Annotated in this window: 22 protein-coding genes and 4 tRNA genes; 10 read left to right on the forward strand and 16 right to left on the reverse strand. The window is 67.9% G+C overall.

Translation table 11 applies throughout. From position 1 onward, the window contains the following. The first annotated feature begins 28 nt into the window (after positions 1-28). The gene (locus tag SBI67_RS23135; protein WP_318982798.1) at positions 29-919 is read left to right on the forward strand and encodes an alpha/beta fold hydrolase; all 891 of its coding nucleotides are present in this window, start codon (positions 29-31) and stop codon (positions 917-919) included. Here SBI67_RS23135 and SBI67_RS23140 read toward each other — a convergent pair. Both SBI67_RS23140 and SBI67_RS23145 read right to left on the reverse strand, forming a co-directional pair. After that, a complete protein-coding gene (locus SBI67_RS23140) occupies positions 899-2155 on the reverse strand; it encodes an HRDC domain-containing protein (RefSeq protein WP_318982799.1) in 1257 nt (418 codons plus the stop codon). The two genes, SBI67_RS23135 and SBI67_RS23140, sit on opposite strands and share 21 nt — an antisense overlap. Continuing rightward, a complete protein-coding gene (locus tag SBI67_RS23145; protein WP_318983033.1) occupies positions 2155-2691 on the reverse strand; it encodes a DUF3000 domain-containing protein in 537 nt (178 codons plus the stop codon). The genes SBI67_RS23140 and SBI67_RS23145 overlap by 1 nt, the downstream gene beginning before the upstream one ends. Positions 2692-2815: 124 nt before the next feature. Between SBI67_RS23145 and hemE the strand changes: the two genes are divergently transcribed. Genes hemE through hemQ form a run of 3 tightly spaced genes read left to right on the forward strand, consistent with a single transcriptional unit; the run spans position 2816 to position 5914 of the window. Then, on the forward strand, positions 2816-3865 hold the full coding sequence (hemE, locus tag SBI67_RS23150; RefSeq protein ID WP_318982800.1) for a uroporphyrinogen decarboxylase: 1050 nt from the start codon (positions 2816-2818) through the stop codon (positions 3863-3865). Continuing rightward, the gene (locus tag SBI67_RS23155; RefSeq protein WP_318982801.1) at positions 3862-5217 is read left to right on the forward strand and encodes a protoporphyrinogen oxidase; all 1356 of its coding nucleotides are present in this window, start codon (positions 3862-3864) and stop codon (positions 5215-5217) included. Before hemE ends, SBI67_RS23155 begins: the two co-directional genes overlap by 4 nt. A gap of 4 nt (positions 5218-5221) precedes the next feature. Further along, the gene (gene hemQ / locus SBI67_RS23160) at positions 5222-5914 is read left to right on the forward strand and encodes a hydrogen peroxide-dependent heme synthase (protein ID WP_318982802.1); all 693 of its coding nucleotides are present in this window, start codon (positions 5222-5224) and stop codon (positions 5912-5914) included. An 18-nt stretch (positions 5915-5932) separates the two neighbouring features. Here hemQ and msrB read toward each other — a convergent pair whose 3' ends face one another. The 4 genes from msrB to SBI67_RS23180 are packed head-to-tail and all read right to left on the reverse strand — an operon-like array spanning position 5933 to position 10044. After that, positions 5933-6358, reverse strand: a complete 426-nt coding sequence (gene msrB, locus SBI67_RS23165; protein ID WP_318982803.1) for a peptide-methionine (R)-S-oxide reductase MsrB — start codon at positions 6356-6358, stop codon at positions 5933-5935. Next, positions 6355-7641: an arabinofuranan 3-O-arabinosyltransferase gene (gene aftC, locus SBI67_RS23170; protein ID WP_318982804.1), complete on the reverse strand. Its 1287-nt coding sequence runs from the start codon at positions 7639-7641 to the stop codon at positions 6355-6357. The genes msrB and aftC overlap by 4 nt, the downstream gene beginning before the upstream one ends. A 20-nt stretch (positions 7642-7661) precedes the next feature. After that, entirely contained in the window at positions 7662-9218 is a 1557-nt protein-coding gene (locus tag SBI67_RS23175) for an alpha/beta hydrolase (RefSeq protein ID WP_318983034.1), read from the reverse strand. A 58-nt stretch (positions 9219-9276) separates the two neighbouring features. After that, positions 9277-10044, reverse strand: coding sequence for a pyrimidine reductase family protein (locus SBI67_RS23180; RefSeq protein ID WP_318983035.1), 768 nt, complete (start codon positions 10042-10044; stop codon positions 9277-9279). A 35-nt stretch (positions 10045-10079) separates the two neighbouring features. Between SBI67_RS23180 and zapE the strand changes: the two genes are divergently transcribed. Then, complete coding sequence (zapE, locus tag SBI67_RS23185; protein ID WP_318982805.1) at positions 10080-11117, forward strand: cell division protein ZapE; 1038 nt, start codon at positions 10080-10082, stop codon at positions 11115-11117. Here zapE and SBI67_RS23190 read toward each other — a convergent pair. From SBI67_RS23190 to SBI67_RS23205, 4 genes are read right to left on the reverse strand one after another with little or no spacing between them, the layout of a single operon-like run. Continuing rightward, positions 11114-11638: a GNAT family N-acetyltransferase gene (locus tag SBI67_RS23190; RefSeq protein ID WP_318982806.1), complete on the reverse strand. Its 525-nt coding sequence runs from the start codon at positions 11636-11638 to the stop codon at positions 11114-11116. The genes zapE and SBI67_RS23190 overlap by 4 nt on opposite strands. 5 nt (positions 11639-11643) lie before the next feature. After that, the gene (locus SBI67_RS23195) at positions 11644-12177 is read right to left on the reverse strand and encodes a hypothetical protein (RefSeq protein ID WP_318982807.1); all 534 of its coding nucleotides are present in this window, start codon (positions 12175-12177) and stop codon (positions 11644-11646) included. Between the two features lie 52 nt (positions 12178-12229). Next, positions 12230-12655: a PPOX class F420-dependent oxidoreductase gene (locus tag SBI67_RS23200; RefSeq protein WP_318982808.1), complete on the reverse strand. Its 426-nt coding sequence runs from the start codon at positions 12653-12655 to the stop codon at positions 12230-12232. A gap of 8 nt (positions 12656-12663) precedes the next feature. Further along, positions 12664-13392, reverse strand: a complete 729-nt coding sequence (locus SBI67_RS23205) for a Clp protease N-terminal domain-containing protein (RefSeq protein WP_318982809.1) — start codon at positions 13390-13392, stop codon at positions 12664-12666. 82 nt (positions 13393-13474) lie between these two features. Here SBI67_RS23205 and SBI67_RS23210 point away from each other — a divergent pair, with 82 nt between their 5' ends. Then, positions 13475-13663, forward strand: a complete 189-nt coding sequence (locus SBI67_RS23210; protein WP_318982810.1) for a hypothetical protein — start codon at positions 13475-13477, stop codon at positions 13661-13663. Positions 13664-13666: 3 nt separating this feature from the next. Here the strand turns inward: SBI67_RS23210 and SBI67_RS23215 are convergent, their stop codons facing one another. Next, a complete protein-coding gene (locus SBI67_RS23215) occupies positions 13667-14164 on the reverse strand; it encodes a UCP032817 domain-containing protein (RefSeq protein ID WP_318982811.1) in 498 nt (165 codons plus the stop codon). A 108-nt stretch (positions 14165-14272) separates the two neighbouring features. On the opposite strand from SBI67_RS23215, the gene SBI67_RS23220 reads away from it, so the two are divergent. Further along, complete coding sequence (locus SBI67_RS23220; protein WP_318982812.1) at positions 14273-14545, forward strand: hypothetical protein; 273 nt, start codon at positions 14273-14275, stop codon at positions 14543-14545. A 275-nt stretch (positions 14546-14820) separates the two neighbouring features. Here SBI67_RS23220 and SBI67_RS23225 read toward each other — a convergent pair whose 3' ends face one another. Further along, the gene (locus tag SBI67_RS23225) at positions 14821-15120 is read right to left on the reverse strand and encodes a hypothetical protein (protein ID WP_318982813.1); all 300 of its coding nucleotides are present in this window, start codon (positions 15118-15120) and stop codon (positions 14821-14823) included. Between the two features lie 163 nt (positions 15121-15283). On the opposite strand from SBI67_RS23225, the gene SBI67_RS23230 reads away from it, so the two are divergent. Continuing rightward, on the forward strand, positions 15284-15478 hold the full coding sequence (locus tag SBI67_RS23230; RefSeq protein WP_318982814.1) for a hypothetical protein: 195 nt from the start codon (positions 15284-15286) through the stop codon (positions 15476-15478). A 359-nt stretch (positions 15479-15837) separates the two neighbouring features. Here the strand turns inward: SBI67_RS23230 and SBI67_RS23235 are convergent. From SBI67_RS23235 to SBI67_RS23250, 4 genes are all read right to left on the reverse strand, one after another. Next, positions 15838-15912: transfer RNA gene (locus SBI67_RS23235), tRNA-Val, on the reverse strand. A 13-nt stretch (positions 15913-15925) separates the two neighbouring features. Further along, a tRNA-Cys gene (locus SBI67_RS23240) sits at positions 15926-15999 on the reverse strand. Between the two features lie 27 nt (positions 16000-16026). Continuing rightward, positions 16027-16099 (reverse strand) — tRNA-Gly (locus SBI67_RS23245). A gap of 95 nt (positions 16100-16194) precedes the next feature. Further along, a complete protein-coding gene (locus SBI67_RS23250) occupies positions 16195-16608 on the reverse strand; it encodes a DUF6636 domain-containing protein (RefSeq protein WP_413232550.1) in 414 nt (137 codons plus the stop codon). 85 nt (positions 16609-16693) lie between these two features. On the opposite strand from SBI67_RS23250, the gene SBI67_RS23255 reads away from it, so the two are divergent. Next, positions 16694-16768: transfer RNA gene (locus SBI67_RS23255), tRNA-Val, on the forward strand. Positions 16769-17088: 320 nt separating this feature from the next. Further along, positions 17089-20367, forward strand: a complete 3279-nt coding sequence (locus tag SBI67_RS23260) for a bifunctional diguanylate cyclase/phosphodiesterase (protein ID WP_318982815.1) — start codon at positions 17089-17091, stop codon at positions 20365-20367. The last annotated feature ends 2 nt before the right edge of the window (positions 20368-20369 follow it).

The raw sequence follows: 20369 nt of genomic DNA on the forward strand, positions 1-20369 counted from the left end.
TATTTTAGAACCCAGTTACGCTCGGTCCATGGACGCCGAGCTTGCGCAATGGAAGGCCGCGGGAAAGTCGTTCGACTACCTCGGCTTCGACATCTTCTACCGGTACGAGGGCACCGGCCCGAATCTCCTTCTCATCCACGGGTATCCGTTCAACTCTTGGGACTGGGCCCTGATCTGGCCGGAACTGACCGCCCGATTCACCGTGATCGCCCCCGACATGATCGGCATGGGTTTCTCGGAGAAGCCCCAGCGATACGGCTACTCGGTGCCCGACCACGCCGATATGCACGAGGCGCTGCTGGCGCACCTGGGGGTGGACACGGCTCATATCCTGGCCCACGACCTCGGGGTGTCCGTGGGCCAGGAACTGCTGGCCCGCCACGAGCGGGCCGAGCAGGTCTACGGCTCGTTGCACATCGACTCGATCACCTGGCTCAACGGCGGGCTGTTCGTGGAGGCCTACGAACCCCGGTTGCTGCAGCAGCTGTTGTCGCGAACCCCGTTGGGCGACATCATCAGTCCGTTGCAAGCCAGCCCGCTGTCGCGGCGGCTGTTCGACCCCACCATCAAGGAGATGTTCGGGGTGCACACCAAACCGACGCCGCACATGATGGACCAGTTCCACGAGATCCTGGACTACCACGACGGCAAGCGGGTCACCCACAAACTCGGTCGGTTCGTCACCGATCGGTACACCTACCGCAACCGATGGGTGCGCGCCATGCGCGAGACCGCGGTGCCGATGCGCTTCATCAACGGACCGTCGGATCCGAACTCGGGGCGGCATATGGCGCAACGCTATTCGGAGGTCATCCCGAATCCCGATGTGTATCTGCTCGCTGACGACATCGCGCACTGGCCCCAAATCGAGGCGCCGGAGGCGGTGTTGAAGGCGTTTCTAGCCCACGTCGGGCGATAACGCCGCCGTCAGCACCGGACCTGTCAACTCGCGCTGCCACGGGCGCGCCCCGGCTTGCGCCAGGAATTCGTCGACGGCGGCCCCGACATCGGGCACCGGCTCCCAGTCCCAGCACAGTCGACGCAGGGTGTCCGGGGTGAGCAGGTTCTCTGCCGGCACCGAAACCCGTTCGGACAGTTCGGCAAGTCCGGCTCGCGCCTTCTCCAGCCGCTCGGCGGCCTCCGGTTTGCGCCGCGACCACCGCGACGTCGGCGGTGGGCCGTTCACCGGTTCGGCAGCCGTCGGCGGATGGGGGTCTTGGCGCGCCCTGGCCAGCGCATCCAGCCACACCGCAGCGCTGCGCCGCTGCCGGCTGCCGCCGAAAATGGGTAGTGCCGTGAGCTTTTCGACGGTATCGGGATCGGCGACCGCGGCGGCGATGATCGCCGAGTCAGGCAGGATTCGGCCGGGCGCGATATCCCGCCGGGCGGCGATCTGGTCCCGGGTGGTCCACAACTCGCGCACCGCGGCCAGCGCCCGCGGGTTGCGCACCTTGTGGATACCGGACGTGCGGCGCCACCGGTCGCGCCGGGTCGGGGTGGGTTCGACGCTGCGCAGGTACTCGAATTCCTGTGCGGCCCATTCGGTTTTGCCCTGCTCTTCGAGCACGGCGGCGACCGCGTGCCGCAACTCCACCAGCACCTCCACATCCAGTGCCGCGTAGTTCAGCCATTCCGGGGGCAGTGGCCGTTTGGACCAGTCCGCCGCGCCGTGCCCCTTCACCAGGCCGAGTCCCAGCAGCCGGCGCACCTCCTCGGCGAGGTTGACCCGTTCGAAACCGGCCAGCCGGCCGCCCAATTCGGTGTCATACAGGCTCGGCGGGGCCATCCCGAGTTCGGCGAGGCACGGCAGGTCCTGGTCGGCGGCGTGCAGCACCCACTCGTCGGTGGCCAGCACCTGCGCCACCGGTGCCATCACCTGCAGCGGGTCGTCACCGTGGTTGACGGGGTCGATCAGCACCGTGCCCGCGCCGGCCCGCCTGATCTGCACCAGGTAGGCCCGGTTCGAGTACCGGAAACCGGATGCCCGCTCTGCGTCGATGGCGAACGGGCCGGTGCCGCCGGCGAGTTTTTCGGCGGCCCTGGCGATATCGCTCGGATAGACCGACAGGTCGGGCACCCCGTCGGCGGGCGCCAGTAGCGGGGTGGGCTCGGGTTCCGGGGAATCGGTTTCGGATTCCGGCGCCGGATCGGTCATCAGGCGCGCGTACGGGAGCCCAGGCTGGTGACTCCCGCCGGCGGAAGGCCGGCCGCATGCTCGAGGACCTCACAAAATGCCTGCACGTGCGGCCCGAGTTCGAGGTCGGTGGCCGTCCAGGACGCCCGCAACTCCAACTGGTGGGCGCGTGGTGGACCGGAGATATCGCCGTAGCGCACCGATGTGGTCGCCGTGACGGTGCCGCCCAGGGCCGTCACCGCGTCCGCGTGTGATGCCAGCGCGTCGACCAACCAACTCCAGGCCACCTCGGGCAGTAGCGGGTCGACCGCCTCGGTGGAATCCAGGTCGGCCTGGATATAGGCGACCAGCCGCATGGTGCCGTCCCAGGCCTCGGCGCCCTCCGGGTCGTGCAGCAGGATCAACCGGCCGAACGCGTCGCCATCGGAGCGCTCCGGCACGACAGCCGCCTCGGGGTGGCGGACCTCAGCACCCAGCGCGTAGCTGTACGGGGCCAGCCGCTGTGGGGGCCTGATCGGGCCCAGCTCGATCTCCGGCCGCACCGTCGCGGCATTCATCGCCGCGACCGCGGTACGGAACTGAGCCGGTTCGGCGGACGTCACACCAAATCACGCTAGACCCAACCGGCCCGACGGGTGCGCAGGCGCGCCGGATTGGTCCCTCGTGGCAACATGGTGGCCGATGAATACCCGCCGTGACCTGCCCGAGTCGCCCTACCTCGCCGCCGCTGCCGGTCGTACGCCCTCGCGTATACCAGTGTGGTTCATGCGCCAGGCTGGCCGTTCGCTGCCCGAGTACCGCGAACTGCGGGCCAACCACAAGATGTTGGAGGCCTGCTTCGACCCGGACCTCGTCTGCGAGATCACCTTGCAGCCGGTACGCCGACACGGTGTGGACGCCGCCATCCTGTTCTCCGATATCGTCGTGCCCCTGAAGGCCGCCGGGGTTGCGCTGGACATCGTGCCCGACGTCGGACCCGTCATCGACCATCCCATCCGGACCCGGGCCGATGTCGACTCCCTCGAACCCCTTGAACCCCAACAGGTGGCGCCGGTCTCGCAGGCGATTTCGCTGTTGGTCTCCGCGCTGGGCGACGTCCCGCTCATCGGGTTCGCCGGTGCGCCGTTCACCTTGGCCTCCTACCTGGTGGAGGGCGGCCCCAGCCGCAACCACGAGAAGACCAAGGCCATGATGCTGGGTGATCCGGAGACCTGGAACGCCCTGATGACGGCGCTCACCGACCTCACGATCGCCTTCCTGAAGGCGCAGCTGGCCGCCGGTGTCGATGCCATCCAGGTCTTCGATTCCTGGGCCGGCACCCTGTCGCTGGCCGACTATCGGGCCTCCGTGCTACCGCACAGCTCGAGGGTGTTCGATGCGCTCAAGGGCGAGGGGGTGCCGATGACGCATTTCGGGGTGGGGACCGCCGAGCTGCTGGGGGCCATGGGGGAGGCCGGGGCGACGGTGGTGGGGGTGGACTGGCGCACCTCGCTCGCCGATGCCGCCACTCGGGTGCGGCCCGGCACGGCCCTGCAGGGCAACCTCGATCCCGTCGTATTGCTGGCCGGCCGGCCGGTGGTGGAGCGTGCGGCGCGCGCCGTCGTCAACGATGGACGCGCGGCCGTCGACAAGGGCGCCGCCGGGCACATCTTCAATCTCGGTCACGGTGTGCTACCGGCCACCGACCCCGACATCATCACCGAGCTGGTGGAACTGGTGCACTCATTGTGAAATCGGCCTATTGCGTTGTCGGCGGCGGCATCTCGGGATTGACCGCCGCGTATCGACTGCGCGTTGCGGCCGGTCCAGATGCGGAGATCACGCTGTTCGATCCGGCCGACCGGCTGGGCGGTGTGTTGCGCACCGAGCAGGTCGGCGGGGTCTCGGTGGACCTGGGCGCCGAGGCGTTCATCGCTCGCCGGCCGGAGGTGCCGGCACTGCTTGCCGAGCTCGGCTTGGCAGGCAGGCAGGTGGCCAGCGTCGGGGCGCGCCCGTTGCTCTACAGCCAGGGCCGGTTGCACCCGGTGCCCACCGGCACGCTGCAGGGCATCCCGGCCCAGGCTTCCGCGGTGGCCGGCCTGGTGGACGACGCCACCCTGGCCCGCATCGCGGCCGAACCGGGCCGGCCGCTGCGGTGGCGTGCCGGCGCGGACCCGTCCGTCGCCGAGCTGGTCGGTGACCGATTCGGTGCGCAGGTGGTCACCCGGTCGGTGGAGCCGCTGCTCACCGGGGTGTACGCCGGTTCGGCGGACACCATCGGGATCCGTTCGGCGGTCCCCACCCTGGCCGCGGCCCTGGACCGGGGTGCGACCAGCCTGCATGCCGCGGTGCGCGAGGCGCTGCCACCGCCGCGGGACGGGGCGGTGTTCGGCGCCATCGCGGGCGGCTACGGCGTGTTGGTCGACGAGCTGGCCCGGCAGGCCGGCGTGCGCTGGGTACAGGCCGGTATCGAGCGGGTGATGCGGTCGGCACGCGGCTGGGATCTGGTCGACGACGAGGGCGGGCATTGGAGCGCCGACGGTGTGGTGGTGGCGGTGCCGGCCCCGCGGCTGAGCCGGCTCATCGAGCACGTGGCGCCGCGCAGCGCGGCGGCGGCGCGTCGGGTGCAGGTGGCCTCGTCCGCGCTGGTGGCCCTCGCGCTGCCCGGCGGGACACCGCTGCCCAACCAGTCCGGGGTGCTCGTCGCCGCGGGAGAAACGTTGCACAGCAAGGCCATCACGTTGACCACGCAGAAGTGGGGCAGGCGCGGCAACGTTGAGCTGGTGCGGTTCTCGTTCGGCCGGTTCGGTGATCAGCTGGCCCGCAGCGTGGGCGATGACGTGCTGCTGAACTGGTCGCTGGCGGACCTGGACCGGCTGTTCGGCATCGTCGCCGAGCCGGTGGACTGCCGGGTGCAGCGCTGGATCGACGCGATGCCGCAGTATGCGCCGGGGCACGCCGATGTGGTCGCCGAGATTCGCGACGGGCTGCCCGCGACGCTGGCCGTCGCGGGTGCATATCTGGACGGTATCGGGGTGCCCGCGTGTGTTGCGGCGGCGACCCGGGCGGCCGAGAAACTGACCGGCTCGGGCGTGGCACGATAGCGGTATGGCCAAGCTCGATTACGACGCGCTCAACTCGATGACCCGGTACATGATGATCTCGGTGTTCTCCGTGCAACCCGAGGCGCTGGATGCCGACCGTACCGCGGTGATCGACGAGACCGCCACCTTCCTCAAACAGCAGGAGGAACGCGGCGTCGTGGTGCGCGGGCTCTACGACGTCGCCGGGTTCCGGGCCGATGCCGACTTCATGATCTGGACCCACGCCGAGCGGGTCGAGGACCTGCAGGCCACCTACACCGCGTTCCGGCGGACCACCCTGGGGCTGGCCAGTGACCCGGTCTGGAGTGTCGTCGCGCTGCATCGGCCCGCCGAATTCAACAAGAGCCACGTGCCGGCCTTCATCGCCGGTGAGGCGCCGGGCGACTACATCTGCGTCTACCCGTTCGTGCGGTCGCTGGACTGGTATCTGCTGCCCGACGACGAGCGCCGCAAGATGCTCGTCGAGCACGGCATGGCCGGCCGGGAGTACCCCGATGTCCGGGCCAATACGGTGCCGGCCTTCGCGCTCGGCGATTACGAGTGGATCCTGGCCTTCGAGGGGCCGGATCTGGCCCGCATCGTCGAGCTGATGTGGAAGCTGCGCTACACCGATGCCCGCCGCCACGTCCGGGAGGAGACCCCGTTCTTCACCGGTCCGCGGGTCGCGGTGGAGGACCTGCTGTCCCGCTTGCCCTGACGGTGCCGGCCGAAGCGCTCAGGCGCCGGCGGGCACCAGCCGCAGTGAGATGGAGTTGATGCAGTACCGCTGGTCGGTCGGGGTCGGGTAACCCTCACCCTCGAAGACGTGGCCGAGGTGGCTGTGGCAGTTGGCGCACAGCACCTCGACCCTGGTCATCCCCAGCGAGTCGTCGCGGCGCAGGATCACCGCGTCGGAATCCGCAGGATCGAAGAAAGACGGCCAGCCGCAATGGGATTCGAACTTCTCCGTGCTGCGGAACAGCTCGGCGCCGCAGGCCCGGCATTCGTAGAGGCCGGGGGTCTTGGTATCGGTGTACTCGCCGGTGAACGGGCGCTCGGTACCGGCGCGGCGCAGCACCGCGAACTCGGCGGCGCTGAGCTTGTCCCGCCACTGGTCATCGGTCAGCTGGAGGCGAGGTGCCGGCAGTCCTGCGTCGGTCATGTCGCCACGCTAGCGCGTGGCCGGTCCTCCGTCATCCACGGCGGGTCGATGCCCGCCTCCAGTCGGCCGTCGGCCTTGGCGTCGGCGTAGCGGTAGTAGAGCACGCAGAACACCACCACCAGCAGCAGCGACCAGCCGTAGGTGATCTTCATGTACTCCAGGAACCGGCCCGTCGTCGGCCAGCGCCACAGCAGCCAGCGGTCCATGGTGAGGAAGCCGTACACGCCCAGCCAGGCCGGCCAGTTGCGCACCACCGAGTTGGGCAACACCACCGTCATGAGGAACGGGAACAGCATCATCGAGTAGTAACCCTGCGCCAGGGACAACACCAGCCACGACGCGATGAGCAGGACACCCGATGACGTCAGCATCCAGAACAGCGGATCGCGCACCCGGTAGTACCGGTACAGCAGCCACAGGCTGACGGCGGCCAAGATCACCGCGGCCACCCGCAGCACCACGATGAGCCACATGGGCAGGCCGTAGTAGATGCCGTTGCCCAGGATCGAGGAGTTGAAGTAGTCGCGCGTTTCCAGGATGTAGGGCACGGTGTTGTGCACGAAGCCCATCGGGTCGGCCGACAGTGGCCAGGCCACCGCGTTGAACACCAACGGCACGGCGAACGCCGTCACCAGCGCGCGCCACTGTCGGTTCAGGACCGGCAGCAGCAGCAGCGGTACCAGCAGCGGTTTGACCACCAGCGTCAATCCGATCGCGGCACCGGCCCACCACTGGTGGCTCACCTTCCCGGACAGCAGCCAGTAGAAGAACAGCACCTCGGCCAGCAGCAGGCAGCCGTTGATGTTGGTGAACACCAGTGTGTTGGTCACCGATTCGGTGCAGTACATGGCCAGCAGCAGGGCGGGCAGCGCCACCGACGTCAGCGAGAACTTGAACAGCCGTACCAGAATGCAGGCGGCGATGATGACGGCCACCGAGTTGAACGCGACGAACCAGAACCGAGAGGCGAATTCGGGCAGAAACCCGAAGGGCGCCAACAGCAGCGTGCCGCCGGGCGGGTACAGGTAGTGCGGATCGACGTAGTTGAAGTGCTCGTTGTAGATGTCCCAATGCCGCCGGAAATTGGAGACCGCCCGGTACACCGGCCCGAAATCGTCGGTGATGTAGCCATTGGTGGACAGCACGTAGCTGCGGTGGATGATCGACATGATCGCGATCGGCCACAGGGCCGCCCGGACCACATTGGCGGTGCTGGGAGCGGTCGTGCGAGGCCGAAAGACGCTCAGGATGATATCGGTTGGCGCCACCTGCGCACCGTACACTGCACCGCGCCGGCCTCCGTTCAGGCGGGGCAGAACGTGTCGGTCTCGGGCAGCTTGCCGGTGTCCAGGTAGCCGAGCACGGGCGGCAACGCGCAGGGGCTGTAGATGGTCGCGCCGTGGCCGATGCCCTGCCAGATCACCCGCCTGCTGGTGGCGCCGGCGTTGATGATGGTTGCGGCCACCGCGGCGACGCCCTCGTTGCCGATGATCGGGTCGTTCTGCACGCCGAGCAGCAGCACCGGGATCTTGAGATCCTTGGGATCCTTGGGGGCGTTGCCGCTGGGCCAGCTGAGGCAGTTCACCATGCGCAGCGCACCGACGGTACCGAACTGCGGGTAGAGCTTCGGCCAGGCGACGACCAATTCCCGCACCCGGTCGGGGGTGGGGCGGTTGAGGGCGTCGCTGCAGCCGTTGACGAACTGGCCGTCGGTCTGGCGCACCGCGTCGGCCTGGTTGATCAGATCGTTCAGGCCGCCGGCGTCTCCGCCGCGGGCCGCGGCGAGCGCCCCGGCCAGCGCGTTGGTGGCGGCCACCCGGTCACCGCGAGGGAAGGCCAACGCCGTGCTGATGGCGTCGGCGACGGCGGCGACGCTGGCGCCGCCGGGTCCGTTGCCGGCGCGGGCGGACGCCAGAATCGCGTCGACGGCGCCCTTGGGGTCGGGCCCGAGCGGGCAGTTGACGGCGGCGCACTGCGCGGCGAACGCATCCAAGGCGGCCTGCTGGCCCTTCACCTTCTGTTCGGCGGTGGCCTCGGCGTTGATCGCCAGTGGCAGTGGCGAATCCAGCACCAGGCGCGACACCTTGTTCGGGTGGGACCCGGCATAGGCCAGGGCGACCTGTGCCCCGTTCCCGATGCCGAGCAGGGCCACGGTGTCGACATTCCAGGTGCTGCGCAGTCGTTCGATGTCCTCGGCGGCGTGTGCGTTGTCGTAGGCCGAGTCGCCGGGGGCGATGGTGTCGGTGCAGCTGGTGGTGGCGGTCTGGGCGATGGCGCTCAGGTTGGCCACGGGATCGTCACCGGACTCGAACTGGGCCTGGTCGATCATCTCCTGGCGGTCATAGGCGTCGCGGCAGTTGATGGCGGCCGACGTGCCGGTCCCGCGGCGGTCCACCGCGACGATCGGATGCGTCTTGAGCACGTCGGTGCCGCTGCGGCTCAGCCAGGCGGGCAGCTGGATCGACGACGGCAGGTCGGTTCCGGTGGTCATCACCAACGGCCCCGCGTCGGCGGGGGTGTCGGCCCGCGACGCCCGCACCACGCCGATGTCGAGGGTGCCGTTGGCGCCGCTGATCGGGTCGAGATCGGCCTCGAAGGTGGTGCATTCCAGCTTGACGCCGGGCACCGGCGCGACGGCGGCCGTGCTGAAAGTCTGCGCCGTGCAGTCTCGCCAGCCCGTCAGGTCGTTCTTGGGGGCAGCGATGGGAGGCGGCCCGGCCACCGTGCTCGTCGTCGGGGGCTGGCCCTGCGGGTGGGCGCCGGAGTCGGTGGCGTAGCGCGGGTTTGCGGCCAGCAGCGGAGCGCATGAGGTGAGCAGCATGACGGTCACACCCAGACCGATGGCCGCAAGTGGACGCATTCCCGGGGCCGTACGCATGCCGACCACAGTAGCGATGGTCAGCGCCGGCACTTGTGCACTAACGGCTGTACCGCGTGTACAGGTAGCCCTCCGCATCGGTGAGCACATGCCGGGGGGACAGCCGGCGCAGCGCCTCGTGCGGGCTGTCGGTGACGCGTTTGGCGGTGCCGCCCACGACGAACGGGGCGATGGTCAAACACAGCTCGTCGAGCAGGTCCGCGGCGATGAAGGTGCCCAGCAGGCTCGGGCCGCCCTCGGTGAGCACTCTGGTCAGCCCGAGGCCGGCCAGGGTCGCGACCATGGCGTGCGGATCCACCTCGTCGGGATCACCGGCCGAGCAGTCGTGCACCTCGGCCAGCCCGGCCAGTCGGCCGCGAGCGCCGCCGGCCGCGTTGTGCGAGGTGAGCACGAGCGGCACCACCTCGGTGTGGGTGAACACCAGCAGATCGTTGTCCAGCCGGCCCGAGCGGGTGACGATCGCGATCGGTGGGATCTCGGCCTGGCCGCGGTCCTGGCGCAGCGCCCGTTCGCCGGCGCTGAGTTGGGCGCCGGAATAGTTCTCGGTGCGCACGGTGCCCGCGCCGACGACGATGACGTCGGCGAGGGCGCGCATCAGCCCGAACAGCCCCCGGTCGCCCGCCCCGCCCAGCCCGCCGGAGCGTCCGCCGGTGGTGGCGGCGCCGTCCAGGCTGGTGATGAAGTTGGCCCGCACCCAGCAGTCGGTGAGCCCGTCCGGATACCCGTACTGCTCGGCCAGCTGGCCGTCGGTGGTGCCCCCGGCGGGTTGCAGCGTTGTGAGTTCTGTCCCAGCGGCGGCATCCGACATGGGGATCATTGCAGCACGTCGATAGGGTGCACGACATGCAAAGCGGCGCAGGTGTCGAAGCTCTGGTGGATCGGCACCCCAAGGTCACGCCGGAACAGCTGGTCGCGCGGCTGGTCCCGCCGCCGACCTTCGCCGATGTCAGCTTCGACAACTACCGGCCCGATCCCGCGGAGCCGTCGCAGGCGCAGGCCGTGGTGCAGTGCCGCTCGTTCTGCGAGCAGGCGCTGGCGCGGCGCGCCGGCAAGAAGAAACTGTTCGGCAAGCGTGAGGTGCTGCCCGGGGTGGGGGTCTACCTGGACGGCGGGTTCGGCGTCGGCAAGACCCACCTGCTGGCCTCGACCTATTACGCCCTGTCAGCGGCCGACGTGGCGCCGACGGCGTTCGCGACGTTCGGCGAGCTGACCCAGCTGGCCGGGGTGTTCGGTTTCACCGAATGCATCGATCTGCTCGCCGAATACGTGGTGGTGTGCATCGACGAGTTCGAACTCGACGATCCGGGCAACACCACGCTGATCTCGCGCCTGCTCTCGGCGCTGGTGGAGCGCGGGGTGTCCATCGCGGCCACCTCCAACACGTTGCCCGAGCAGTTGGGTGAGGGCCGGTTCGCCGCGCAGGATTTTCTGCGGGAGATCAACACGCTGGCGGCGATCTTCACCACGGTGCGGGTGGAGGGTCCGGACTACCGGCACCGCGGCCTGCCGCCCGCGCCGGAGCCGCTGTCCGACGATGACGTGCGCGCCCGCGCTGAGGGGGTGCCCGGGGCCACCCTGGACGATTTCGACGCGTTGTGCGCGCACCTGGCCACCATGCACCCGTCGCGCTATCACGCGCTGATCGAGGGCGTGCGCGAAGTGTTCATCACCGGCGTGCACCCGATCGAGGACCAGAGCGTGGCGCTGCGGCTGGTGTCATTGACCGACCGGCTCTACGACGAAGGTATTCCCGTGCTGGCGTCGGGCACCAAGCTGGACACCATCTTCAGCGCCGAGATGCTGGCCGGCGGCTTCCGCAAGAAGTATCTGCGTGCCACCTCACGTCTGCTGGCGCTGACCGCCGCCGCGCAGAGTGCTTAAACAGCACGCACCATGACGTAGTCGTTTTCGGTGTGGTCGCCGAGCCGAAAGGTCTTGGTACCGCTGACCGTGAATCCCGCCTTGGTGTAGAAGCGTTGGGCCCGTTGGTTTTCCTGATTGACGCCCAACCAGACACAGGCCGCGCCCAGCTCCGCGGCGCGCCGCAGCGCCTCGGTCATCAGGGCCGCCGACACGCCTTCGCCGTGCACGTCGGGCAGCACGTACATCTTGGACAGCTCGACGGCCGGTCGCAGCGGCACCGCCGCCGCCACGCCCGCGTCGTCGGGTGCAGCGCGAATCAGCATGGCGTAGCCCAGGATTCGGTCGTCGTTGCGAGCGAGCAGCACCATCCGCTGCGGGTCGTCGAGGTGACGCGCGAAGTGGTCGGCGGTCAGGTTGGCGGCGATGAACGCGGCGACGTTGTCGGGGGATACCGCCGGCGGACAGGCCAACGGGAAGGTGGTCGCGGCCACCTGCGCCAGTTCGGACAGGTCCCGGGGCCCGGCCGGTTCGACGCGCATGGTCCTTACGGTAGCGGGGTGCCCGGCTGCCAGATGTTCCACTGCGCCAGGTGGGTACCGGTCTGCGGGTTGAGCATCACCACATTGGTCACCAGACCGCGGTAGACGTCCCAGTACACCGCGCCGTCGACGGTCGAGCCCGGGGGAGCGTTGAGCAGCGCGGTCTCCAGCGAGTCCGGGGCGTCGGTGTGCTTGGCGGTGTACGCGTCGGCGTAGGGGGTGACCCCTTTGAACGTGGTGGCGATGGAGAGCTGGTACGGGTTGGGTGCGGAGATGACGTGCACCGTGACCGGCGCCTTCCACGGCCCACCGGTGGCGCGCCAGCGCGGCGAGCCGTTCCAGGTCCAGCCGGGCGGGACGTCGGTGGGGACCACGTCGTGCACCGTGACGTCGGCGGCGAAATCGTCGAATTGCACGTGCAACGTGTCTCCGAGATTGCCGATCGGGGCGACGGCGTCGGTGGATTTGGGCGCCGCCGCCGCTTGCGGCGCCAGCCCGAACGCCATCACCGCTGTCAGTCCAGCAATCACTGCCGCCATCGCGCGAAGCATGTCTGGCATCTTGGCACATGCCTTCGCGCGCGTCGGAGCTTTACTCGACCCAGGGGCCGTGCCCACCCACCGCGTTGATGCGGATCCGGGTCAGGAAGCCGTCGGGCGCATCGGCCGGCGGGAAGTGTTCGGCGGAGCCGAGCAGCGCGGTCGCCAGGTCCTTGAGCAGCTCGGGAGCGCCGCCCTCGACGACCCGCGCGGTCCCGTTCACCGACAGGTACTCGCGCTGCAGTCCGGGTTTGGCGGGAGCCAGGATGGTCAGTGCCACGTTCGGGTTGCGGCGCACGTTGCGCACCTTCTTGTAGTTCTCCGACAGGTGCGCGGACACCAGCTCGTCGCCGTCGGAGGTGGACTGCACAGCGACCCACACCACCGACACCTGCGGGGTGCCGTCCGGGTTGATGGTGACCAGTGTGGCGTCGGCGCCGGCCCCGATGAGGGTGCGGGCGGCTTCGTTGAGTGTCATGGCATTCACTACTCCGTGTCGCCGGGATTCATTCCCGACAGGGCGGACAGGAGCGAGACCAGATCCGTCTCGGCGCGGTCTTTGTCGATGCCGACGCGGTGCAGCGGGCCGCTGCCGTCCTCGGATTCCAGCAGCGCCAGCAGGAGGTGTTCGGTCCCGATGTAGTTGTGGCCCAGGCGAAGCGCCTCGCGGAAGGTCAATTCCAGGACTTTCTTCGCCGAGCCGCTGAAGGGCACCAGGCTCAGTTTCTCGCCGGTGTCGGCGGGGAGCCGGACGGCGTCGCGGATGGCGGCGGTGGTGATGTCCTGTGCCTTGATGACGGCGATGCCCAGCGAGCCCTCGTCGCCGAGCAGACCCAGGATCAGGTGGTCGGGGGTGATCTCGGTGTTGCCGGCGTCGCGCGCGGTGTCCTGGGCGGCGACGACGGCGGCCCGGGCGCGGGGGGTGAAGCGGGCGAAACCCTCGTTCGGGTCGATCGTGTCGGCTTTGGGCACGAAGCGCTTCTGGGCGGCCTGTTTGGTGACGCCCATGCGAGCACCGATCTCGGTCCAGGAGGCGCCGGAGCGCCGCGCCTGGTCGACGAAGTGACCGATGAGGTGGTCGGCAACCTCGCCGAGGTGTTCGGCGGCCAGCATCGCGTCGGTGAGTTGGTCCAGCGCGTCGTCGTGGACCGACTTGATGGCGCGGATCAGGGTGTCGAGGCTGACGGAGGACGTGGGGGACGGGGTTTCGGCCATGCGTCAACGGTAGGTTGACGCAGCCTCTTCGTCAACCGTCGGTTGACGGCGGGCCGCGGCCGGTGCGACGGCCTACTGTGGAGTGGTGCGTTACTTCGTGATCGGTATCGGTGTGGTGCTGGCGTTCTTCGGGACGGTGTGGGCCCTGCAGGGCTTTGGCGCCCTCCAAGGCAGTCCGATGAGCAACACCACCACATGGTCGATCATCGGGCCGATCACCGCGCTGATCGGGCTCGGCATCGCGATCTATGCCTGGCGCCTGCGCAAGTAGACGCTAACGGCGTTGACGCCCAGGAAGATTCGCCAGTGCGTCGTCGATCTGCCGGACCTTCTGCGGGTCGATTCCCCACGGGTGCTCGACGCCGACGCGTCGGTCCAGGTCCCACAGCACGCACTGCTCGCCCGGTTCGGCGACCAGTGACCAGGCGATGACGGTGCGGCGCAACTGCTCGGCCATCGAGTCCGCCGTGGCAGACGCATCGCCGTCGGGGTGGTGGTGCAGGAAGCGGCCGTAGGCCCGGTCGCAGAATGCGGCATAGCGGGCAGTGCACAGGATCAGTCCGTGCCAGGCCTCGTCGACGGCGTGCGAGGGCATCCCGATCACCTGGTTGTCCCGCAACGCCGCGCCGCAGCACCGAAGCCATTGGCGCAGGCCGATTTCGACAAGTTCGCGGGGCTCCCACGGGCACGTCTTGAATACCGCGTCGGGCAACTCCAGGGCGGCGACGGCCGCGGCCGTCTGCCCGGGGTGATGTCGGCGCCGCGTTCGCACAGTCCCACGATAGTGCTCACCGCGGGTCGGCGGTCGCGGTGAACACATCGTGACAGGTCGTGAATCGGGTGCTGTGTCGGGGAAATAACCGTCTGGCACCGTGCGCTGATGCAGACCTCCGCCGCGCGTACTGTGCGGCCGGCCGTCGCCCATCGTGGTGACGTATGCCAGGCCGAGTACTACCTGAATCTGCTCGACGAGTTGCGCTCGGCGGTCACGGAGGATTTGGCGCATCAGCGGGCGGCGCTGGCCAAGCGCGAACTCGACGGTATGGGTTTCGGCGTGAGCCGGCTGCAGCGGGCCATCAAGATGAAAGAGGCCGAGCTGGCCACGCTCACCCGCTTGGCCGATGCGCTCAGTTACCGGTTCCCGACCGTGTAGGGCAACAGATTCGGTCGTTCGTAGGACGGCTGGGTCCGGCGGCGTCGAGCCGCCCGGTTGCGTGACGAGACGCCGCTGCAACGGTATCGGCGTGCGGTCCGCACCCTGCGCCGCACCTCCGGCCCGGCGCGCGGCGCCGTCGGCGGCGCAGCGGGGTTGTGGGCCACCGGTGACGGGACCGGATCCGGGGACGGCGGCCATGGTCACAGCGGTTGTAGTGGTGGTGGCTGCGGTGGTGGCGGTTGTGGCGGGGGCGGAAGCTGACGGTTCTCGGGTCAGGCGATGGCGCGATCGTCGCCGTCGGCATGGCGCACGGTCCAGCCCACCCTGCCCAGCCGGCGGATCACCTGCGTCGATTGGCGTCGGATATCGCCGTCGTGGCCCAAGCTGGTGTGCTGGACGCTGATCAGGTACGGCCATTGCTCGGTGGCGTCGTACCGTGCCACCGCGAAGACCGCTTCACCGTCGAGCCAGACGCTGGCGATGCTGCCCAGCGGGCGGGGATGGCCGGGTGAAAGGGCAGACACCAGCGCAGCCAGCGACGCGGGGCCGCTCACCTCGAGGAAATCTGTCATGGGCTCATATTCTCGTGAAGGCGTACGCGGACTCAACTGTTTTTCACCCGGTGCGCACAGCCGTGCCCGAATCCCGGTCGGTGCTCAGGAATGCACCTGCCCGGGCATGTAGGTGGGCTTTTCCGGGGGCTTGGTATGCCTGCTTTGCGTCGGGTGCGGGGTGGTGGTCGACGGGGTGGTCGTGGACGAGGGTTGGGGGGCCGGCGTCCACGGTGCCTCGGATGTCCAGGGCTCTTCGGTTGCCGGCGGCGCGGTGGTCGTCGGTGCCGTCGCGGTGGGTTCGACGGTGGTCACAGGTGCTTCGGTCGTCGTCGGCGAGGGCGTTGTGGACGACGGCTCCGGTGCTTTCGGAACGTAGGGAGGTGCGCTGGGTGAGTGGAGGAGCACCAGCGCCACACCTCCCGCGACGACCGCTGCGGCTGCTGCCACCATCAGCCCACGTGCAGATACATGCCGCTTCAGCCAGTGACTCACCTTCCCAAGCACGGGCCTGAACTTTACTTTGCCGCCGTGTCAATTCAGTGGGTGGACGGTTGCGACTCGGTTTCGGGCCTGGCGCGGAACGACGGTAGATCTGCCGCCCGGAATGCTGGTGCGATGTCGCCGCGAGGGGATCCAGTCATTCAGTCTGAACGAATACTGACAGAATGCGAGCTGGGCCCGGCTCTCAGGCTTCTATGAGCGAGCCTAGGCGCAGCGTCTGAGCTGCAATGATCGTGGTGCGCGATACTGGGATTGAACCAGTGACCTCTTCCGTGTCAGGGAAGCGCTCTCCCGCTGAGCTAATCGCGCCGGGTCCAACTTTTGGAGGTGGAGACGGGAATCGAACCCGTGTGCACGGCTTTGCAGGCCGTTGCCTCACCACTCGGCCACTCCACCGCTGGGGTTGATGCCACTGCACCTTCGAGCGGATGACGGGATTCGAACCCGCGACCCTCACCTTGGCAAGGTGATGCGCTACCAACTGCGCTACATCCGCGTGCCTCGGGTGAGATCGTCACCCGGTGCGGGATGGAACATTAGTCCAACCATGCGAAGAACCACAAATCACTTGGAACCGAAGGGCAATCAGAGTCAAAACAGCTGGTAAATCTCCCGTGAGAGCGAGAACCCGCGACCAGTGCCCGTATCCCGGCACCCGACCCCGGCCTCGGAACTCTCGCATGTGAGCCGCCCGCGGGTCAGTGCGTCGCCGTAGCCGAGCACCCGTTCGCCGCCCAGGGTGGTGTCACCGGCGCAGACGAACGCCGCCGGTTCGCCCGGCGCCAGCCCGATGCCCTGGCCGTAGTCGAATTCGCAGTCGGCCGGTCGGGGCGGCGGATTCCAATCGCGGTCGACGATGTCGCAGCGGGCGTAGTGAGCGTCCAGGACGCAGCCGACGTTGCCGCTCGGCGAGATGAACGTCACCAGGTCATCAGCCGCGGCAGTCGGGGTGCTCAGCGGCACCAGCGCGGCTGCCGTGAGGACGGCGAGAGGCCAACGGTTCACCGGTCAGACGTTACTGGCCGGCGGTCCGCGCCGATGCGATTCGGGAGCCGGGGACCGAGCGTGCTAATGTTCCACGTCGTTCCCCGGTCTCGTAGCTCAGGGGGAGAGCGTCCGCCTCACACGCGGAAGGTCACTGGTTCGATCCCAGTCGGGACCACCACAAGAACCCCACTCAGGTGGGGTTTTGTGGTTTCTGGCAGAGAAGGCTCGACATTCCCGACCATCGAGAAGCGAGCCGTGGTCTGCTCGACGGTCGAGAATGTGAGCGCCCCAAGGGATATGCCGTCGTGCGCCGCACGGCGTCCGGCGGCGGCATGCGGTGCGCTCAGCGTTGCCGCGCCGGCGCGGTTTTGCGGTTCTTGAGCGTCACCGCTGTCGTGCCACCTCGGCACCACTTCGCCACATTTCCGTCGGTTTGCCCCTGTGAGGCCGGTGGGGGCCTCATGCTGGTAATTGACGTATCTGCTGAATCGGGGTGCGATGGTTCGAATAGTCGGCTCTGTGACGCTCCTGCTGGCGTTTGCGCTGGCCTACGCGCTCTCCGTGGTCGCCGGGCGGGCGACACGGTTGGGTGGTGGTGAGGTCGCGTTGGTGTGGCCCGCTGCCGCGGTGGCCGTCATCTGGCTCTTGACGGTCCGCTGCGATCGGCTTCGGTGGCCGGCCCTGCACGTGGCAACGTTCGGCTTGGTGACGCTTGTGACGAACCTCGCCACCGGCGCGCCGCCGCCGCTCGCCGCGTGGTTTGTCGTGGTCAATGGCGTCCTGGCGGGGGTGACTGCCAGCCTCATGGCAGGTGGGCATCGAGCTGTGGCGCTGCGCGACCCAGCGGATCTGGCGCGACTCGTCGCAGCGGTGACCATCGGAACGTGTTGCGCGGCGGCGCTGGCGACGGCCTACCTGGCCGTTACGAGCCAGGTCCGCATCGGGGAAACGTTCGCGTTGTTCGCCGTTCGGAACGGCGCCTCGGCACTGCTGGGCGTGGCCATCTGGCTTCGCCTGCGCGACCTGACCTGGACCCGGCCGAGATTCTCCGCGGCAGCGGTGATCGAGGCGCTGGCCGTTTCGGCAGGTGTGGGATCCGTCTTCTTCTGGATCTTTTGGGTCAACAGTGGGATGCCCTTGGCGTTCCTCAGTCTGGTTCCCACGATGTGGTTGGCGCTGCGCTACAGCACCACCACCAGCACCCTGTTCCTCACCGCTGCGGGGGTGTGGATCATCTTCGCCACCCTTTCCGACAAGGGCGTCTACGTCGGCCCGGATGCCCAGGCGCGGGCATTGCTCGCTCAGGCGATGGTCTGCAGCCTCGCCGTCGTGGTGCTGGCGTTGGCGCTCTACCGGGATTCCCGGGCGCGCTTCATCGCCGAGTTGAAGGTGGCACGTGATCAGGCCGATCAGAATTCCGAGCTGTTGGGCGCGGTGCTCGACAGCATTCATGACGGTGTGGTCGTCGTGGGCGCGGCCGGCGAAGTCGTCCTGCAGAACGTGCGTGCCGGTGCTTCCGGCTTGACGGCTGCGGTGGTCGAATCGGTGCCGAATCTACCTGTCTCCAAGGGTGATCCGACCGATCGGCGGTGTGATGTCAGCGTTGCCGCCCAAGATTCCAGGGTCGTCGAGCTGTCGACGGCGCCGTTGGCTCGACAGCCGCGGTTGAGCGTCGTGGCATTCCGCGACGTCACCGACGAACGCAGGAACGCGCAGACGCTTCGCGAAACGCGTGATCTGTTTGCTGCGGTGTTGCAGGCGGTTTCGGAACAGGCCGTCATCGGCACCGATCCGCGCGGCCGCATCACGGTCTTCAACAACGGCGCCGAGCGGATGCTGGCTTGCCCGCGCGCCGAAATGCTGGGGCGGACGCCCATGGAGTTCCATCATCTTCCCGAAGTCGCGCAACGGGCAGGGGAATTGGATATCCCCGTCGGCTTCGACGTGTTCATCCACAACGTCACTTCCGATCGGGCAGAGGTGCGGGAGTGGACCTACGTACGCCGCGATGGCAGCCGGGTCCAGGTAAGTCTGGCGGTATCTGAGATGGTGGATGCCGAGGGCGCCTGCACGGGATATATCGGTGTGGCAACGGACATCACGGAACGAAAAGCGGCCGAATTGGCCTTGATGGAAAGCGAAGAGCGGTTCCGTCTCGCGTTCGACACATCCCTGATGGGCATGTTCATGTTCGAGATCGGACCACACCGCGGCGGACATATCACTCGGTGCAACCACGCCATGGCCGGCTTTGTCGGCCGGTCGGTAACCGGCTGCTACCTCACCGAGTTGAGTGTGACCCCTTCGGCCGCATGGGGACAACTCCTCGAGTTGGAGGCGGGAGCTCAGGTCGAAACAGAGGTTCAGTTCCAACGGGCAGACGGCACCACCATGTGGGGTTCGATATCGGCTTCCGTCGTAGCGCCGGAAGGCTCTGCTCCATACGGATTCTGCGTCGTCGAGGACATCACCGCCCGCAAGGCGGCCGAGGCTCAACTGCACCACATGGCCTTGCACGACGCGCTGACGGGCCTGGCCAATCGGGCACTGTTCGTCGACCTTGTCGACCGAGCGATGTCTGATGCGGAGCACCCGGACTTCGGCGGCGTCGGGGTGATCTTCTTGGATCTCGACGGCTTCAAGGAAGTCAATGACACCTGGGGCCATGCGCTGGGTGACCAAGTGCTCACCACCGTGGCTCAACGGATAGCGTCCACCATCCGGCCCGACGACACCGCGGCACGTCTTGGCGGTGACGAGTTCGCCGTGTTATGCCCTGGCATCTCCGGGCCTGCCGAACTTCACCAGGTCGCGCGTAGGATTCGGGCGACGATCCGACAACCGATACAACTGTCTGCCGGCACCATCTGCGATCAATTGTCAGCCAGCACCGGCGTGGCGGTGGCACAGTCGGGTTGCACGGCAGAGACGCTGTTGAAGCAGGCGGATGCGCTGATGTACCGCGCGAAGCGAAGCGGTCAAGACCGTGTCACTCTCGGTGCCGACTTCTGTTCTGAGGCAAGGGCTTCTGCGGTTCAGATGATGCCGGAATTGGCCCGCGGCGTATATCAGACCGAATTTGTGCTCCATTTCCAGCCCATCGTGAACATCGCCACGGGCCACCCCGTCGCAGCAGAGGCACTTCTGCGCTGGAAACATCCGGACCGTGGTCTGCTCACACCCGATCAGTTCCTGGCCGTTGCCGAGAGTTCGCAGTACATGCCGGCCATCGGCCGATATGTGCTCCGTGAAGCCTGCCGCCAAGCGACGCAATGGAGCGGTCCCTGGTCGCGCGCAGCTGTGCACGTCAACGTGTCCGGTCGGCAATTGGAGGCTGGAGATCTGCGCGCCGACGTCGTGGACGCGCTGGAGACAACGGAACTGGACCCGCAGCGGCTGGTGCTCGAACTCACCGAAACCTATGCCGGTCTCATCGCGGACTCCACCAAAAGGGGACTGGAACGTCTTCGACGGGATGGAGTACGGATCGCGATCGACGATGTCGGTACCGGCTTCAGCGGCCTTGTGAAAATCGTTGACCTTCCGATCGACATCCTGAAGATCGACCGGCAATTCATCGCCGGACTTCCCGGCGACCTGCGATGCATCGCCATCACCAAGGCCGTGTTGAGTTTGGGCCGAAGTCTGGACCTGTCGATCATCGCCGAAGGCATCGAGTCCCAGACGCAGCGCTCACTGCTGCTGGAGTGGGGCTGCGAGTTCGGGCAGGGATTCCTCTTCGGTGAGATGACCTCGGCAGAAAGGCCGATGCGTTGATC

The organism is Mycolicibacterium chengduense, assembly GCF_033741155.1.
In the GTDB taxonomy this organism is placed as follows: domain Bacteria; phylum Actinomycetota; class Actinomycetes; order Mycobacteriales; family Mycobacteriaceae; genus Mycobacterium.